The 18,314-nt window shown below is 42.9% G+C and carries 16 protein-coding genes; 15 read left to right on the top strand and 1 reads right to left on the bottom strand.

Annotation, left to right across the window (positions count from 1 at the left end; all coding sequences use genetic code 11):
* The first annotated feature begins 89 nt into the window (after positions 1-89).
* The 10 genes from E4663_RS10455 (at position 90) to E4663_RS10410 (ending at position 11,422) form a co-directional block, all read left to right on the top strand.
* The gene (locus tag E4663_RS10455; RefSeq protein ID WP_241657151.1) at positions 90-1,685 is read left to right on the top strand and encodes a spore germination protein; all 1,596 of its coding nucleotides are present in this window, start codon (positions 90-92) and stop codon (positions 1,683-1,685) included.
* Positions 1,594-2,784, top strand: a complete 1,191-nt coding sequence (locus E4663_RS10450) for a GerAB/ArcD/ProY family transporter (RefSeq protein ID WP_158290475.1) — start codon at positions 1,594-1,596, stop codon at positions 2,782-2,784. Before E4663_RS10455 ends, E4663_RS10450 begins: the two co-directional genes overlap by 92 nt.
* Positions 2,781-3,899: a Ger(x)C family spore germination protein gene (locus tag E4663_RS10445; protein ID WP_135327511.1), complete on the top strand. Its 1,119-nt coding sequence runs from the start codon at positions 2,781-2,783 to the stop codon at positions 3,897-3,899. The genes E4663_RS10450 and E4663_RS10445 overlap by 4 nt, the downstream gene beginning before the upstream one ends.
* An 83-nt stretch (positions 3,900-3,982) precedes the next feature.
* The gene (locus E4663_RS10440; protein WP_135327510.1) at positions 3,983-4,495 is read left to right on the top strand and encodes a hypothetical protein; all 513 of its coding nucleotides are present in this window, start codon (positions 3,983-3,985) and stop codon (positions 4,493-4,495) included.
* Positions 4,496-4,624: 129 nt separating this feature from the next.
* Positions 4,625-5,251 (top strand): SafA/ExsA family spore coat assembly protein, encoded by a 627-nt coding sequence (gene safA / locus E4663_RS10435; RefSeq protein ID WP_241657150.1) that lies wholly within the window; start codon positions 4,625-4,627, stop codon positions 5,249-5,251.
* Positions 5,252-5,408: 157 nt separating this feature from the next.
* Positions 5,409-6,362 (top strand): ABC transporter substrate-binding protein, encoded by a 954-nt coding sequence (locus E4663_RS10430; RefSeq protein WP_135327509.1) that lies wholly within the window; start codon positions 5,409-5,411, stop codon positions 6,360-6,362.
* A 74-nt stretch (positions 6,363-6,436) separates the two neighbouring features.
* Positions 6,437-7,450: a FecCD family ABC transporter permease gene (locus tag E4663_RS10425; protein ID WP_421803587.1), complete on the top strand. Its 1,014-nt coding sequence runs from the start codon at positions 6,437-6,439 to the stop codon at positions 7,448-7,450.
* Positions 7,447-8,433 (top strand): FecCD family ABC transporter permease, encoded by a 987-nt coding sequence (locus E4663_RS10420; RefSeq protein WP_135327508.1) that lies wholly within the window; start codon positions 7,447-7,449, stop codon positions 8,431-8,433. The genes E4663_RS10425 and E4663_RS10420 overlap by 4 nt, the downstream gene beginning before the upstream one ends.
* A 311-nt stretch (positions 8,434-8,744) precedes the next feature.
* Positions 8,745-9,875 (top strand): NupC/NupG family nucleoside CNT transporter, encoded by a 1,131-nt coding sequence (locus E4663_RS10415; RefSeq protein ID WP_079480936.1) that lies wholly within the window; start codon positions 8,745-8,747, stop codon positions 9,873-9,875.
* A gap of 119 nt (positions 9,876-9,994) precedes the next feature.
* Positions 9,995-11,422 (top strand): aldehyde dehydrogenase family protein, encoded by a 1,428-nt coding sequence (locus tag E4663_RS10410; RefSeq protein WP_135327507.1) that lies wholly within the window; start codon positions 9,995-9,997, stop codon positions 11,420-11,422.
* A 68-nt stretch (positions 11,423-11,490) separates the two neighbouring features.
* Here E4663_RS10410 and E4663_RS10405 read toward each other — a convergent pair whose 3' ends face one another.
* Entirely contained in the window at positions 11,491-12,837 is a 1,347-nt protein-coding gene (locus E4663_RS10405; RefSeq protein ID WP_135327506.1) for an MATE family efflux transporter, read from the bottom strand.
* Between the two features lie 110 nt (positions 12,838-12,947).
* On the opposite strand from E4663_RS10405, the gene E4663_RS10400 reads away from it, so the two are divergent.
* The 5 genes from E4663_RS10400 (at position 12,948) to E4663_RS10380 (ending at position 18,309) form a co-directional block, all read left to right on the top strand.
* Positions 12,948-14,021, top strand: a complete 1,074-nt coding sequence (locus E4663_RS10400; protein WP_079480781.1) for an undecaprenyldiphospho-muramoylpentapeptide beta-N-acetylglucosaminyltransferase — start codon at positions 12,948-12,950, stop codon at positions 14,019-14,021.
* A 208-nt stretch (positions 14,022-14,229) separates the two neighbouring features.
* Positions 14,230-14,652, top strand: coding sequence for an ATP-binding protein (locus E4663_RS10395; RefSeq protein ID WP_079480780.1), 423 nt, complete (start codon positions 14,230-14,232; stop codon positions 14,650-14,652).
* A 5-nt stretch (positions 14,653-14,657) separates the two neighbouring features.
* Positions 14,658-15,011 carry a hypothetical protein gene (locus E4663_RS10390; protein WP_135327505.1) on the top strand — a complete coding sequence of 118 codons (354 nt, stop codon included), beginning with the start codon at positions 14,658-14,660 and terminating at the stop codon, positions 15,009-15,011.
* A gap of 170 nt (positions 15,012-15,181) precedes the next feature.
* On the top strand, positions 15,182-17,464 hold the full coding sequence (helD, locus tag E4663_RS10385; RefSeq protein ID WP_135327504.1) for an RNA polymerase recycling motor HelD: 2,283 nt from the start codon (positions 15,182-15,184) through the stop codon (positions 17,462-17,464).
* 59 nt (positions 17,465-17,523) lie between these two features.
* The gene (locus tag E4663_RS10380; protein WP_079480935.1) at positions 17,524-18,309 is read left to right on the top strand and encodes an aldo/keto reductase; all 786 of its coding nucleotides are present in this window, start codon (positions 17,524-17,526) and stop codon (positions 18,307-18,309) included.
* Positions 18,310-18,314: the final 5 nt, after the last annotated feature.

Genomic DNA, 18,314 nt, shown 5'->3' with positions numbered 1-18,314 from the left:
CTGTGGTTTTTTTCTTTATTTCTAACAATCTTACCGTATAGTTCCAGCTGTTGGTGGAAGCCTAACGATAGGTGATGACTATGGGATTTATGAAACGATTATTTTTCGGAGATCATGAAAAGTTGAAAGATAGGACTATTGTTGATCAGGCAAAGGAGCCGGAACAGCCGAGTTCGACGAAATTAGCAGACAATGTAGATTACCTCACCAATGAATTCAATCGCACAAGCGATTTGAGAATCCGAATATTGGAAAAGGGACAGGCGGCGCTCATGTATTTGGAGACGCTTGTGGATCAGGAGAAATTACACGAAGCAATCTTTTCACCAATAGAATTGGGCCATGTAGACGATATCAGTAAGATACCTAGTTCAAGGGTCACTAAAAACCTAGAAGAGGCAATAAAGGCGCTATTGAAAGGTCATGCAATTTATATACAAGACGGATCGCGCCATATTTCCCAGTTCAATGTGACAGCGTCCTTCAATAGAAGTACAGAGGAACCACAGAATGAAAAAATCGTTCGCGGTTCGCATGATGGGTTCATTGAAAATATCATGGTGAACATCAATTTAGTCAGAAAGCGAATCGAAAACAGGGATTTAACCATTAAATACTTCAAAGTTGGTAAAAAAACGAACAATAATATGGCGCTATTATATTTGGACGGGGTGACAGATCCGGAGCTGGTTCAAGAAATAGAGCACCGTCTGAAATACATCAGTGCAGATATGATTCACAGTCCAGGGTATGTGGAGGAGTTTATTGAGGACCAGACATTCTCCCCTTTCCCGCAAATGCTCAATACAGAGCGACCGGATCGTGTAGTGGCGAACCTGATCGAAGGCAGGGTAGCGATTATGAACGAAGGGAGCCCGACGACGTTAATCGCTCCGTCTACGTTCTTTTCGTTCTACCAATCATCCGATGACTACAACATGCGATGGTTTACAGGCACCTTCGTGCGTCTGATTCGTCTAGCGAGTTTCATTATTGCGGTAGGGATGCCGGCTTTTTATATTGCTGTCGTTAGCTTTCATTTCGAAGTTATTCCTGATGAGTTGATCATGCCTGTCAAGCAGACGATCAACGGAATTGCCTATCCCCCGTTGATTGAGGCACTGGTGATGGTTGTCATTATCGAGCTAATACGGGAAGCGGGGATAAGGCTGCCGCAGCCGATCGGACAAACAATCGGGATTGTCGGAGGTCTCGTCATTGGTGATGCTGTTGTAAAAGCAGGCCTGGTATCCAACTTGATGGTTATCGTCGTTGCGTTGACCGCCATTGCCTCTTTTGTAGTTCCCTCCAATGAAATGAGTACGACATTGCGACTTCTGACATTTCCCTTGATTTTCTTAGCAGGAACTCTTGGATTTATTGGAATAACTTTTGGTTTTATGATGATTTTGATTCATATGACACGTTTAGAATCATTCGGCGTCCCCTATCTCTCTCCGGTCGCTCCATTACGTATTAAGGACTTGAAAGATACGTTTATTAGAGTGCCAATATACTTAATGAATGAACGGCCAAAAGATTCTCGTGCAATCCAACCGGGAGTAGTTGGACCATCAAGGGAGTGGAAAGAAGTTGAGCGATCAAACAACCAGCAGCAGCCAAAACAATCCATTGAAGAAGGTAAGTCAACAGGTTCAGAAAGCGGTCCAAACGCCGACTCCTAATCAACAGCAGAAAATTTCAAGGCGACAATTCTTCTTTTTGCTTATCCAAACTCAGATAGGGGTCGGAGTGCTTTCTCTTCCTTCTGATCTTCACCAGGTTGCGAAGCAGGATGGGTGGATTTCATTGGCGATTGCTGGTTCACTACTACCTATCATTCTCATCGTTTTGTATTTTATCGCGAAGCAGTTCCCGAATGATGACTTTTATCAAATCAACGAAAAACTCTTTACAAGATGGGGAGGCGTCGTCTTCTCTATTTTGTATATTATCTATTTTTGTATGGTAGCCAGGCTGATTCTGCTGTTGTTTGGTAGGATGATCAGTTTGTGGGTGCTTCCGAACACTCCATTTTGGGTGTTAGCGTTATGTATGGTCGTTGTCGGTTTGTACATGTGCAATGGGGGACTTCTTGTCATTGCCAGGTTCTATACCATGGTTTCTATCCTTCTAATTTTCTTGATCGTATTGATGTTTTTGAGTTTCAAAGAGGCTCATTGGATGTATTTATTACCAATCGGCGAAGTAGGAATAGGGAAGATTTTGCAAGGATCGACGGAAGCATTTATGTCATTCCTAGGGTTTTTTCTTTCTCTTGTGGTGTTCTCCAAGGTGGAAGGTAAGCCTCGTGAGAAATTGAAGACGATACTACAAGCTCATTTGTTTACGTTCTCCTTCTATATGCTGACGTTGCTGATCTCGTATTCTTTCTTCAGTACCAAAGAATTGTCGCTAGTTACCGAACCATTATTGTACATGCTGAAATCCTTCGAGATGCCTTTCGTTGCACGTATTGACTTGTTTTTTATTTCGGTGTGGTTTGTTTCGGTGGCGACCTCCTACACCACTTATTTATACATGGCTTCCTTCGGTTTGCAGCAGATATTCCGGGCAAAGTCGATCAAGCTGTTTACTTTGATAGTCAGTATCTTGATCTTTTCATTATCCCAATTTGTGGGACTTGATATGGAGCGGTTAGAAAAATATTCAACTATTGTTGTTTATGAAGGGTATGCACTGACATTTCTGATGCCTTTCTTGCTCCTCGTTTACGTTCTGATCTATAAGCGAATTCAACAGAAAAAGGAGCGGTCCACATGACCAAACGATTACTCATCATTCTTTGCGCATTGGTTTTGCTCACAGGCTGTTGGGATGAACGCCAATTTAAGAATGTGAAACTTGTCTTAACGATGGGATTCGATGAGGGCGAGGATGGAAAGATTGTAGAGACGGTCTCCATTCCGACAATAAACCGAGCTTCTGAAGGGCAATCGCAAGAAAGGGTTCAAATCCTGTCTACAGAAGCGAACACTCCACTCGAAGCAAGGGATTTTACTGACCAGTCGATTTCGGAATCTTTCGATCCAGGGAAGTTGAGAGTATTGGTAATTGGAGAAGAGCTAGCGAAGAAAAATATATACTCTGTGCTCGATGAATTTTACCGCAATCCGTCTAACAACCTTAATGCACATCTTGCAATAGCAAAAGGGAAGGCATCAGAGGTGTTGTCTTACCAGAACATTAGTGATACCCGTATATCCGAGTACATCAGCGGGCTTTTAGAAGGCGCCGAAGCTTCTTCTCACACAACAGGTGAGAATATCCAGCTGATCTGTGCCGAACTATTTGAACCAGGTGAGGATTTTTCTCTGCCATTACTTGCGGTTGATGAAGAAAAGCAGTCGATCAAATTTTCCGGGATGGGGCTCTTCCATGGAAATCATTATTCCGGTATAGATATCCCCGTCGGACAAGCTACCATGTATTTGCTGCTACAGGGGTACAAAGGAAAATCGGCACACTTAACAAAAAAGGTCAGTGACAAGTTCGAAGACGAACGGTATAACTACGTTACTGTCAATGTCATAAAGTATAAACGGAAAGTCGATATAAAGGCGGAGGGGGATACTGTTTCGACAGATATCAACCTCAAACTGAGAGTAAGAGTCGTGGAGTATCCAGCTGACCACCTAGACAAAAAGAGTACCATTGATGAATTGGACAAAAAACTGTCTGAAACTTTAACGAAAGATGCAGAAGAGATTATTGGTATGATGCAGGAAGCTAATAGTGATATCTGGGGGATTGGCAGGCAGGTGAGAGCCTATCATCCAAAGGTATATGAAAAGTTGGATTGGAAAGAAACCTTCCCCAATATGAAGATAACGCCCAAGGTAGACGTGGAAATTGTGCAGCACGGAATTATTTATTAAAAGATTCTTGTTAATGTGAAACTCATTGGAACCGTCCCTCGTCTTTATATTGTAGAAGAAACAAAGAACCCGGGGGATTTGTGATGGAACGTCATTCTTTTGTAAAACTAATTTATCTAGCAGGTCTGATGATCCTGTTAACGGCTTGTGGAACATCATCATCTGAAGTGCCAAGCGGATACTATGCTTTTCAAACAGGAGAAGAAGTAGAAACAGCACTGGATGATTTGACATTTCAACCAGAACTTCCGGACTTCATTCCAGTTCATATGGTTAGTGTCGTTTCAGATATCTACGAGAAGAATAACCAAGAGACACTGGATATTAGTTTTTACACGGAGAAGAATGATTTATTATCGCTGACATTTACAAAGGGTACTAACGAAAAACATTGGATCGATCCCCAACAAGTAAAGATCGACCAGCAGCTACGAGGAACTTATGAAGATAATCAGTTTGCGAAACGATTGTCTTGGAAGAAGAACGGGATTACTTACACACTAGCCTTTCGTAAAAGTGTGGATGCACAAACAGTAGATGAACAGAGCGTCTCCAAAGAGCACTTACTTGAAGTGGCACGCTCGTTTCATTCATAAATCTATATACCTCCCCTTAGGTATAGCACCTGCCGTCTGACCAACGGCAGGTGCATTTTAGTATTTACACATAATTAGTAGAAAGAAAGCCATACTACATCTGACTAACATATAAAGGAGCGAACTTACGTGAAATTTTGGATGTGGTTAGGTGTAGTCTTGTTTTCCGTTGTCTTGTTTGTGCAATCACCTCAAATGATTCATGCTCAAACAACAGACACGTACACAGTAAAGAGTGGAGATACTCTTTGGAAGATCTCGAAGAAGTATCAGATCGGACTTTCCGAAATTATCAATGCAAACCCTCAGTTCTCTAATCCTGATTTGATTTATCCTGGAGATCGAGTGACGATTCCTCTGAAGCCAAACATTAAATCTGTCGAACAGCAGGTAATTGATTTGACCAACCAGGAAAGGGCGAAACAAGGCCTTTCTCCATTGAAAGGGAATTGGCAGCTGTCTAGGGTAGCCCGTTATAAATCAAGAGACATGCGTGACAAGGGATATTTCTCCCACCAGTCTCCTACTTATGGATCTCCTTTTGAAATGATGAGAAGCTTTAATGTTTCTTATCGCCGAGCCGCAGAGAATATTGCAGCAGGGCAGCGTACACCTCAAGAGGTAGTGGACGGATGGATGAACAGCCCTGGACACAGAAAGAATATTTTAGATCCGAATTTAAGACAGATAGGTGTCGGTTATGCCAAAGGCGGCAGTTACGGACATTATTGGACCCAAATGTTTATTTCCCAATAGAAGGAATAAGGCGTCTCCAAGGAGGCGCCTTAAGTATGTAAGTTTGCTTCAATGACGGAGTAATTGCCGATTAAGCCTTTACATATGAGTGAAAAAAAGCTATGATAATAACCGTTATATTTGATAATGATTCTCAATACCAATGGAGGTTAGACATATGAAATGGACATTACGAATACTTACGCTTGCATTCATTCTTTTTCTTGCAGCATGTGGTTCAGATGGCGATGATTCAGCCACAGGTTCAGAAGACAAAGAAGAAGGAGCTGACACAGAGGAAACAACACGTGTCATCGAACATGAAATGGGAGAAACAGAAATTTCAGGCAAACCTGAAAAAGTAGTTGCACTGGAATTCTCATTCGTTGATAATTTGGCTTCCTTGGGTGTTTCTCCAGTTGGAATCGCCGATGATAATGATAAGGAACGCATTATTGAGCCGATCCGTGAGAAAATTGGTGATTATACGTCGGTCGGGACTCGTAAACAGCCTTCCTTAGAAGTTATCAGTTCTTTACAACCAGATTTGATCATCGCGGATATGAAGCGTCACAAAGAGATCTACGATCAACTTTCGGAAATTGCTCCAACGATCATCCTTCCTTCTCTAGCTGCCGATTATGAAGGAATCATTGACAGCTTCGAAACTGTTTCCATGGCAATGGGTATGGAAGAGAAAGGACAAGAAGTACTCCAACAACATAAAGATCGGATGGAGGAACTTCGAGCGGAAGTACCAGAGGATGAGGAACGCACCGTTCTACCTGCCGTTGTAGCAGATAGCGGATATTACGCTCACAACATGGAATCTTATACTGGCTCTTTACTAGAATCGATTGGCTTGAAGAATGCCATTCAAAGTGGAGATGCACGTTATAATAAAATCAACCTTGAACAAATCGTAGAATTCAACCCAGACGTGATGTTTCACATGAACAGTGGCGAGCAAACGGTAGTCGATGAGTGGGAAGATAATGAACTATATCAGGATGTTTCCGCTGTGAAGAATGATGAGGTTTACCAAGTGGACCGAAACATGTGGTCTCGTTTTAGAGGATTGATCTCTTCTGAGAAGATTTTAGAAGATGCAATCGGCTATCTTTATCAATAATTGAAGTGATAAGATATAAGGCGGAGGGGCTCCCTCCGCTTTTTATATGTAGTAAACAGAAGGGAGGAAGATGGATGATGAAGAGCGAAACCTCTATACATAAATGGAAACTTACCGTTACAATCATCGTTGGATTCTTACTATTGTTCATAAGTTTTGTGGCAAGTTTAAGCATAGGCGCTTATTCAATTGATTTCTCAAAAGTACTCTCTTCCCTTTTCGTACAAGATGGTAGTAAAGATGAAGCGATTATTGAGACCATTCGACTGCCGAGAGCCGTCGTTGGTATGTTGATCGGAGCTAGCCTCGCCATCGCTGGAGCAATCATGCAGTCCATCACAAATAACCCTTTAGCATCTCCGCAAATCTTCGGGGTGAATGCCGGTGCCTCTCTAATGGTTGTCATCGGTGTTGTGTTATTCCCGGATCTCGCACCCAATACACTGGTCTACTTCGCATTCATCGGTGCTGCTTTAGGTGGAGTGATCGTCTATTATATGGCTTCAACTGGAGGAGGTATGACACCTGTTAAACTTGCTCTTGCTGGTATCACGGTCCACTTGTTCCTGTCTTCATTGATTGAAGGTGTCGTTCTATTTAATGAAACGTCAACCGAAGATGTCTTGTTCTGGTTAGCTGGAGGCATTGACGGACGGAACTTTGGAGATGTCCAGATTCTTCTCCCATGGACGCTTGGAGGAGTCGTCCTTGCCCTTCTATTATCGAAGTCGTTGACTATACTGAGCCTCGGTGATGATGTCGCCCGAGGTCTTGGTCAGAATATTGGCTTAATCAGAGGCACATCTGCTGTCATTGTAATTGTGTTAGCGGGTGTCTCGGTTGCTATAGCGGGGCCGATCGGATTCATAGGGTTGATGATTCCAAATATCGTAAGGACGTTGATCGGATCAGATTATCGGATCGTCATTCCTGTCTCTGCTTTACTAGGAGCGGTGCTATTGACGATATCCGATGTGCTCTCCCGTTTCATAGCCTTTCCTGCAGAATCACCAGTAGGAATTGTGACGGCCCTCATAGGTGCTCCATTCTTCTTATATCTAGCACGCAAGGGAGGGCGTACTGCATGAGTAAACATCCTGTTCGGACAATTATTGTAATTGCAATACTAGTATTCGTCGGAGCGTTCCTCTCGATCGGAGTCGGGGCCGTTTATATTGGACCAGACGTTCTGTTTCAGTACTTTATAGGAGCCGATACGGCAAACAGTGGATTTATAATAGAAAATTTCAGGTTGCCTCGAATAGTGATGGCTCTCCTCGTCGGGGCTGGTCTCGGGATTTCAGGTGCTATCTTACAAGGAATTATCAGAAACCCACTAGCATCCCCTGATGTAATCGGGATAACGAAAGGAGCAGGGCTGGCAGCAGCTGCTGTCATTCTTCTCTATCCAAGTCTTCCAGTAATAGGTCTGCCAATTGCTGCCTTTACCGGTGCGGGACTTGTCACAGTTGCGCTTTATTTGTTCGCTTATAAGCAAGGAGTGAAACCTGCGACACTTGCTTTAGTAGGGATTGCCTTAGGGTCGATCTGCCAAGCCGGCATTCAATTTCTGACAGTTAAATATCCTCTGGAGACAAATGCTGCACTCGTTTGGCTGACGGGCAGTTTATGGGGGAAAGACTGGGGAGATGTATGGCTGTTGCTTCCTGTGATTGTCGTACTGGTCCCGATAACATTGTTACTTACACCGAAGCTAGATGTTTTGAGTTTAGGGGATGATGTTGCAGAAGGTTTGGGGGAACCGGTCCGTAGAGCGAGAATCCTATTATTGATTGTTTCTGTCTTGCTTGCTGGGGCATCGGTCGCCGTCGTCGGTACGTTAGGATTCGTCGGACTCGTAGCACCTCACATCGCGAGGCAGCTGGTGGGGAATCGCCATGCTTATTTGATACCTGCTTCTGCTCTGATCGGAATGGCTTTGCTCTTGCTTGCAGACGGACTCGGGAGAGGGCTACTTCCTCCCACCGAAGTGCCGGCAGGAATTTTCACGGCAATCATAGGGGCTCCCTATTTCCTATATTTATTACGAAAATTACAGACGTCTTCTTAAAAAGAACCCCAGTTGGGTTCTTTTTTTGCTTTTAAAGAATGTTGGAATGGTATGACTTTGGAAGATTTAGGGGATAGATAGGCAGAAGAATAGACACGTGTTAATGTTAGAATATTTTGTTTTTACAAATAACCTTGCATGACGTCTGACAACCTGATAAAATTCTATTTAGTAAAACGTTATGTAAGCATTTTCATAACATCTGTCTTTATCTAATTATTAATTATGGGGAGGATTCATTCGTGGGTATCTTAACGAATATTTTATTCGGTATTCTTGCTGTTGCGGTCATTCTTGGAATCGCATTCTTAATGTCAAGCGACCGTAAGAGTATCAACTACCGTGGTATTGTTGTCATGATTTTGGCTCAGCTATTCATTACATGGTTCATGTTCAATACAGAGCTTGGACAAACCATTATCAAAGGAATTTCTTGGGTCTTCAATAAGTTAATTGAATTTGGTACAGAAGGGGTTAACTTCGTTCTTGGCGGCGTCCAAGTCGGTGATAACGGCGTGTTCTTCTTCAATGTATTATTGATCATTATCTTCTTTGCTACTATTCTTTCTGTTCTTACTTACCTTAAGATCTTGCCATTTATCATTAAATACTTGGGTATGGGGCTATCTTATATTACCGGCCTGCCTAAAGTTGAATCGTTCAACGCTGTTAACAGTATTTTCTTCGGTCAGTCTGAAGCGTTACTTGCTATCAAGTCACAGTTTAAGACGCTTAATGACAACCGTCTTTATATTGTAAGTGCTTCTGCAATGGGATCTGTATCTGCTTCAATCGTAGGTGCTTATCTAGAATTGCTACCACCTCAATATATTCTAGTTGCATTGCCACTTAACATGTTCAGTGCACTAATTGTCGCTTCCATCATTTCACCGGTCAATATCTCGAAAGAGGAAGACCAGGTAGACATCGAGGACGTTTCCAACGCGAAAAGCTTCTTTGAAGCCATGGGTAACGGTGCACTAGACGGTGGTAAGATTGCGCTTATCGTTGCTTCTATGCTGATTGCATTCATCGCGTCCCTAGAACTTGTGAACGCAGTATTCGGTTTCGTATTCAACGGCTTTACGCTGCAACAACTTCTGGGTTATATCATTGCTCCAATCGGTCTATTAATGGGTATTCCAGCTGGTGAAGTACTTGATGCCGGAGCCATTATGGGTACGAAGATCGTTACAAACGAATTCGTAGCTATGCTTCAATTCGGAGATATGATCGGAAGCGTATCTGAGAAGACAGTAGGAATCGTAACAGTCTTCCTTACTAGCTTCGCTAACTTCTCTTCTATTGGTATCATTGCAGGTACAGTCCAAGGTATCGATCCTGAAAAAGGCGGAAAAGTATCAGGCTTCGGTTTGAAACTACTAATCGGTGCTACACTAGGATCTATGCTATCTGCTACAATCGCAGGAATCTTCATCTAAATATAAGAACACTTAGCCTGAATGGTGGACAACCATTCAGGCTTTTTTCGTTCTCCTCGGTGTTTACCATTTATTGAAAATGGAAATAAACAAATAGATAAGAAGAGAGGAGAATAGAAATGAAACAGTATCCACTATATATAGACGGAGAATGGGTGACAACGGAAGAGAAACTGGATGTCTTGAATAAATTCACACAAGAGCAATACGTCCAAGTTTCCAAGGCTTCAGAGAAAGAAGTGGACCGAGCTATAGAGGCGGCAGATCGTGCATTCAGGAATAAACAGATGGGTCCTTATGAACGTTATACAATACTTAAGAAGGTAAGTGAGTTACTGCAAGAGAATAAAGAGGAGCTTGCCCAAAACATCACGATGGAGGCGGGGAAACCAATCAAACAGGCACGGACTGAAATTGATCGTGCAACACAAACGTTTGAACAATCTGCTGAGGAAGCAAAGCGTATCCACGGGGAAGGGGTGCCGGTCGAGGCGGCACCTGGTTCAGAGAACAGAATGGCGTTTACTATAAAAGTCCCAGTCGGTGTCGTAGGAGCAATCAGTCCGTTCAACTTTCCTATAAACTTAGTTGCCCATAAGATTGCCCCAGCTATTGCAGCGGGGAACTCGGTGGTACTGAAACCGGCAAGTAAAACGCCTGTCTCTGCACTGAAACTTGCTGAGCTATTCGAAAAGGCTGGTCTTCCTAAAGGTTTCTTCAACGTAGTGGTTGGCTCAGGCTCTACTGTAGGGAATCAGATGATGGAAGACTCCAGAATCAATTTATATACGTTTACTGGGAGTGCAAAGGTCGGTCTTATGTTGAAACAAAATACCGGTCTGAACAAACTAGTCTTGGAGCTTGGTAACAATTCCCCGGTCATAATAGATAAAGAAGCGGATATTGATGTTGCTGCAAAGAATGTAGCGGCTAAGAGTTACGCTTTTGCTGGGCAGGTATGCATCTCTGTTCAACGGATATACGTGCATGAAGAGGTGCGGGAGGAGTTCCAAGAGAAGTTTATTCAATCCATTAAAGAACTGAACGTCGGCGACCCGAATGATTCCGAGACAGATGTCGGTCCGATGATTAGTGAAGAGGAAGCAGAACGTGCTGTCGAGTGGATCGAGGAAGCCAAGCAGGCGGGAGCTGAAGTTGTTTATGGAGGGGAACGAGAAGGGGCCCTTCTCCATCCTACTATATTGACGAATGTATCGAATGATATGAAAGTAGTATGTGAAGAGATGTTCGCCCCAGTTGTCAACTTCATTCCGTTCACGGATATTAAAGAGTGTGTGAAAGAAGTGAATAAATCTCAATATGGGCTGCAGGGTGGCATTTTCACTCAGAATATCGATACGGCTTTCTACGCTGCTAAGAACGTAGAAGTTGGAGGGTTAATGATTAATGATTCTTCCCAATACCGAGTTGATCTAATGCCTTATGGCGGAGTCAAGTCAAGCGGATGGGGGAAAGAAGGACCGAAATACACCATTGAGGATATGACGGAAGAACGACTTATTGTGATGAATCTGAGCAGCCAATAAATCCAAAAAAGCTCGATGCAAGCGTGATTGCATCGAGCTTTTCTATGAGAAAGGGTGCCACTATTTAGTTAAGCAATGTTCTTTTTTTGCAATTGAAGCATTCTTAGCAGAAGCGCCACAGCCCCAGCTGTTAATCCAATGATGAGACTCATCCAGTACCCATATGGTCCGAGTGATGTGAAATTAGCAAGTAAGTAACCGCTCGGAAGACCGATGACCCAATAAGAAACGAATGCCATGACAAGTGTGATATTGACGTCTTTATACCCCCGTAAAACCCCTTGTATAGGAGCACCGAAAGCATCTGACAGCTGAAAGAAGATGGCAAAAAATATGAAGTTCGTTGTCAGTTCGATCACATTCGGATTGGAGCTGTATAGACGCGCGACCGACTCGTCGAAAATATATAATGTAAGACCGGCGAGCACAGACATACATACAGCGAGGATGATGCCTATGTAAGAATAGGTTCGTGCATCTCGATACCGTTTGGCTCCGACTTCAAACCCGACTGCGATGGTCAACGTAAATGCGATGCTTAAAGGAACCATGTACAGGAAGGAAGCGAAGTTGATTGCAGCTTGGTGGGCCGCAATCGTATACGTATCATAGACTGTCATGAAAAATGTGACAGCCGCGAAGATACTTGTTTCAAAGAAGATGGCAAAACCGATTGGTACGCCTATCTTCAGTTGTTCCCACCATTCGGAAAGGGAAGGTTTTGGAAAAGAGGAGAAAATGCCATACCGTCTTAACCCCTGATGATTATGTATCGTAAGGACGACAACAACAAGTGAGAACCAATAGGTGAGAGAGGAGGCAACACCCGCACCGATTCCGCCAAGTTCCGGTGCTCCCCATTTTCCAAAGATGAACATATAGTTGAAAAGAATATTTATCGGTAAAGTCATCAAGATAATACCCATTGATATCTTTGTTTGCCCCAATGCATCGACGAAGGACCGTAGCAGGTTGAAGATGAACAGTGGGACGATTCCGCTACCTAAAGCAACCAAATAATACTTAGCCACATGACGAACGGATGACTCGATATCAAGAAGGGAAAGGATGGGGTCCAATAAGAAGAAACCGACAAGTCCTATTAGCAAGGCGAGGACGATCGCTAGGTACACACCTTGTCTGACGGACCATGGAATATCCTCGTCTTTTTTCGCCCCTTTCAGTTGCGAAACGATCGGAGAAATGGCCATTAAGATTCCATTCAGTCCGGTGAAAACAGGAACCCAGACACTCGATCCGATAGCTACACCGGCGAGTTGATCCGGTCCAGCTTGACCAGCCATGATCGTATCGAAGAAATTCATCGCATACATTCCGAGTTGTGTGATTAAGATAGGAAGCAGGATCACACCAAATAATTTCAATTTTTCTCTTATAGTAGATGTTTCATACATAATAGCCCTTCCTTTTCTGTTACAATTCCTTTAGAGGAATACGTGGATTATAGCATAATAGATCCATCATACCTATTTTGGTGCACCAAAGAAAGGACGTTGTGAAAGTCATGAGTCAAAAGCGGATACTGTTTACAGGCGGAGGGACAGCGGGTCACGTTATTGTGAACCTCGCCTTAATTCCGGAATTTCAAAAAGAAGGCTATCAAATCGATTATATAGGGTCTTACAATGGTATTGAGAAGCAGTTGATCGAGCCATTAGAAGGAGTGACCTACCATAGTATTTCCACTGGGAAATTGAGAAGGTATATGTCTAAAGAGAATTTTAAAGACCCGTTCAAAGTATTGAAGGGACTATGGCAGGCTTCACGTATCATTGGTAAGAAGAAACCGCAAGTCATCTTTTCAAAAGGTGGTTTCGTTTCTGTACCTGTTGTCGCTGCAGCGAAGTTACGGAATGTGCCGACAATCATCCATGAATCGGATTATACTCCCGGTCTTGCCAATAAGTTGTCCTTTCCGTTCGCAAAGAAGATCTTGGCTACCTTCCCTGAAACGATGAACTACTTGCCTGAAACCAAATCGGTTCACATCGGAGCTGTCGTTCGGGAAGAGTTGTTCGAGGGTAATCGCCAGTCTGGGCTTCAGTTCTTGGGATTTCATAAGCAAAAACCTACCATCATGGTGATGGGTGGAAGCATGGGGTCGAAGAAGATCAATGAGGCAATTAGAGGCAGCCTTGATGAACTCTTACAAGACGTACAAATTATCCACCTTTGTGGAAAGGGACAGTTGGACCCTTCCATTGACCGAAGAGGGTATGTGCAATATGAGTATATCAATGAAGGGCTGAAGGACTTGTTTGCCGCCTCCGACTTTATCGTTTCCCGTGCTGGTTCCAATGCAATCTTCGAATTTCTGGCCTTGAAGAAACCGATGCTTCTCATTCCGTTGTCTAGGGAAGCGAGTAGAGGAGACCAGATTTTAAATGCAGACTCGTTCGTAAAGCAGGGTTATGCGATGAAATTGGAAGAAGAAGAATTAACAGGCGATCGCCTGCTCAGGGATTTAAGAGAACTGATGAGTCAAAAAGATCAGTTCTTGCAGCAAATGGAGAATTACCAGAGTGAGAAAGCGAAAGAGAACGTGATCAAGATTATACAACAAGAAGAAAAGGGATAACATAAAGCAGCCAAAGTCTGAGGACTTGGCTGCTTTTTTCTATTGTACTTCTTGGAAAGCGCGAAGGATGAAAAGTTATGTCGGAAGCCCGGAATTTCGATTGTTTTCTTTTAAATTCCCTCTATTTAGGGAATAGGAAACTCGTAACGATGTAAAGGGAGTTCGATTTGTTAAGCAAAGGAATTTTTTATAGAGGAGTGGTTGAAGGATGAGCGCAACTTATGTACGATACATCAACAACCCAAAAGAAATAAAAGAAATGAGGAAGGACTATTTCCCGCATTTATTAAAGGAGTTCGGAAGCGACCAACTCCTCGTCGAAGCATCTATATCAGAAGCTGTCGTAAATGCATGGAAACATGGGAATGACCAATTGGAGGATAAGAAGGTCCGTGTTCAAATCTCCTTTCTTAAAACAAGGATGATTGTCCGAGTTCTTGATGAAGGGGATGGTTTCGACTGGAGACAGTATAGCCGACCGTATGATGTAAAGCATTGGTTCCCTGATATGGATCATCTAGAGGAAAAAGGGCGGGGAATCATCTTATTGCTTAGAGTTATGGATCATTTGCGGTATAATGAAAAGGGAAATGAGTGTTTGCTCATGAAAAAATATCAGAATCAGGGGTAGATTCAGTGGAGACAAACCGTTGCCGTTATTGTTACAAAGAAATTAGAGACCGTGATGAGTTAGTGACTGCTTCGAACTGGTTCCGCGTGCGACCTTTTCATTACAGATGTTTCGAACTGGTGGAACAAGAGGCAAAGACCATTGCGGGAACATGGAATCCAGTCAATGGAACGACCGGGTTGGTAACCGTCATTCTCATGCTTGTTCTAGTAGGCGTCATGTGGACAACGAATATACTGGGGGGAATCGGGGACATTTTGGGAGCATTAGCCTTGTATCCAGTATTGTTGAGGGTTTTTTCCTATTTCGTGTTTGAAATGAGACTGCCAAAATATATTGAGAATAAGCCAAGACAGTAAAGTGTTGATTGTAATAATCAGCACTTTTTTTATGTGGTTTCGTTTTTTCGAACTTAAGATTGCGTTTACAGTTTTTGTGTGGTATTTTATTATTCGTTGCTTTGAACGACTTGCATAAATGCCCTTACATTACGTCACTTCCAACAACCTTGAAGGGAGAAAGAGGATAGATGACGGAGAATCATAACGAATTCAGCCAAGAATTAGAAAGATTGACTTTTACAAAGGCCTACATGGACCAATTGATTGCTGCCCAGCAATCTGGACAGGAAGAGTTGAAGAAACGGCAGGAAGATACATTGGCTCGTCTTGATTTTAAAGACAGTAGCTTGCGTTATCAGGAAATGCTGTCTCATGCAAACTTCATGAAAATGTCTAAAGAACAACTCGAAAGCCTCATACATCTACGAAAAAAACCGTATTTTGCCCGCATTGATTTTCATCGTAAAGAAAAACCGGAACAAGAAATCTTCTACATCGGAAAAATGTCCTTATTCGATCGTGAAACCCAGATGCCCATCATTCTAGATTGGCGTTCGCCGCTTGCAAATGTCTATTATGAAGGAAGACTTGGGGAAGTAAGTTATGAAGCTCATGGAGACTTATATGAAGGGAACGTCTCTTTGAAACGTCAGTATCAGATTGAAGAAGGGGAGCTTCTTGACTTCCGTGACATCGATATGACAACCAAGGATGACTTACTCCAAGACTCACTAGCCCAGAATTCTGATACACGTCTTACAGAGATCGTTGCAACAATCCAAGAAGAACAGAACAAGGTAATTCGAGCAGACTTGAGAAAACCGATTATCGTGCAGGGCGCTGCTGGCAGTGGGAAGACTACCATTGCGCTACACCGGATCTCTTATTTCTTGTACACCATGAGGGATATATTCAAGCCAGAAGAAATGTTGATCCTTGCACCGAACCGCCTATTTATAAACTACATAGCAGAAGTGCTCCCTGAACTCGGTGTTCAACGGTCGCGACAATCAACCTATCAGGACTTTGTCAAACAGGTTCTTGGGTTGAAGTGGTCGGTAATCAGCAAGCATAGCATGTTAATGGATGCTGTAGAAAACGGGGGTAGAGGTGATAGTTTATGGACTGCAGAGTATAAAGGATCCAAAGCATTCAAGGCCGTATTAAATGCTTACCTCCAACAGATAAAGAAGGAATACAAAGTCGAGGGGGATTTCACCCTATCCGGATTTAGAATCAAGTCTGCTAAAGCCATCAATCAATTGTTCTTTGACAAGTACAATTATTTTCCCTATAAAACACGGGTAAATAAAATCAAAGCTGTCCTTCAAAGTGAGCTGAAACGTAAGAAGAAACAAATTCTTACCAAAATGGCCCAAAAATATGATGAAGAACTTGATAAAGCATTGTATGGGATGAAAAACCCAGATAAGAGGAAGACGAGGGTCAGTTACCTCATCACACGTAAAGAAGAACGATTGAAAGAAGTGGAGACAGAAGCTCGCTATGCGGTACAACGTTTTATGAAACAATATCCGAAACATAAACTGACGGACTTGTATCCATCGCTCTTCAAAGATGAGGTTTACACGACATTAGTCGACGAAGATTCAGATTCTTTGAAGAGAATGAGAAGACATTCTCGACTCTTGTTTAAGCAGAAGAAGTGGAGTGAAGAAGACTTAGCACCTCTGCTTTACCTCCATTCGTTTATAACTGGCTTGGATCGCGACGACCAGGCTAAGAAAGTAGTTATTGATGAAGCGCAGGATTATAGTTTTATGGAAATTTACAGCTTAAGAAGAGCATTGCGAACGGATTTATTCACTATTGTCGGGGATTTAGCCCAGGGGATCTATCACTACCGGGGATTGAAAAACTGGGAAGTCCTCACCGAAGAGGTGTTTACGACATCTAATTACTTAACGTTGCAGAAGACATATCGGACTACGATTGAAATCATGGACTTAGCGAATGACTTGCTCCGGTTGATGCCGGATGAATTGCCGGGTGCAGAACCAGTGGTGAGACATGGGAAAAAGCCGCAATTTCTCACTGTAGCAGAATGGGAGGGCTTATTTGAATCGTTAATAGCTGATTTTAATAGCCAAGGGCTGAAAACCATCGCTATTGTTACAAAAACACAGGAAGAAGCGGAAAGATTACATGAACGAATGCCCGCAGAGATGAATTTTGTGAAGATGGACGAAGAGCAACAGATGGGGGAAAGAATGATTGTTCCAGCCTATTTAGCGAAGGGTCTGGAATTTGATGTGGTGTGCTTATATGCAAATCACACTTCTTACCACTTGAACGAATTGGATGTCAAATTACTGTATGTCGCGATGACGAGACCTCTCCACAGGTTATATTTAATTGGCCATTCTGAGAATGATTTTCTTTTGCATCATGTGTCGGAAGGCTTGTTTGAAGACCATGCGGAAGCGGGTATCCATCCTAAGAGTGAATAAAAGGGAGTGGATGCAAGGTGAGAATAACGGATACATTCAATCTCCATAATGGAGTAGAAATGCCTAAAGTAGGGCTTGGTGTCTATAAGATGAACGATGATCAAGAGGTTGTTAATGCAGTGAAGTCTGCCCTCGATCTCGGATATCGACACATCGACACGGCTTCTTTTTATGAAAACGAAGAAGGAGTTGGAAAAGCCATTGAACAAGGTGGTGTTCCACGTGAAGAATTGTTTGTGACGACAAAAGTTTGGAACAGTGAACAAGGGTATGAAGAGACTTTGAACGCTTTTGACCGGAGCTTAGACAAACTCGGGCTCGACTACTTAGACTTATACCTTGTGCACTGGCCGGTTCCAGGGAAATTCCCTGATACTTGGAAGGCGCTCGAAAAACTGTACCAGGACGGCCGGGTCAAGGCAATCGGTGTTTGTAACTTCATGGAGCATCATATTGATGAGCTAATGAAAACAGCAGAGGTAAAGCCTATGGTAAATCAGGTAGAACTGCATCCTCGTGTTTACCAACAAGAGCTGTTGGATTATTGTAAAGGCTCGGGTATTCAAATGGAAGCATGGGCACCACTTGGTCGTGGGCAATATTTTGATGCAGCAGTGTTAGAAGAGCTTGCTGAAAAATATGGTAAAACACCGGCCCAAGTCATTTTGAGATGGCACCTCGAACATGAGGTAATCATCATTCCGAAATCATCTAATGGGAAGCGACAGAAAGAAAATGCGGACCTATTTGATTTCAGCCTGACAGAAGAAGAAGTGAATCGTATCAATATGCTTCATACTGGTGAGCGAATAGGAAAACACCCGGATGAATTTGATTACGAATAAAAACG

Source organism: Halobacillus salinus, assembly GCF_004684905.1.
Classification (GTDB): domain Bacteria; phylum Bacillota; class Bacilli; order Bacillales; family Halobacillaceae; genus Halobacillus; species Halobacillus salinus.
This window is presented reverse-complemented; position numbering and strand designations above follow the sequence as displayed.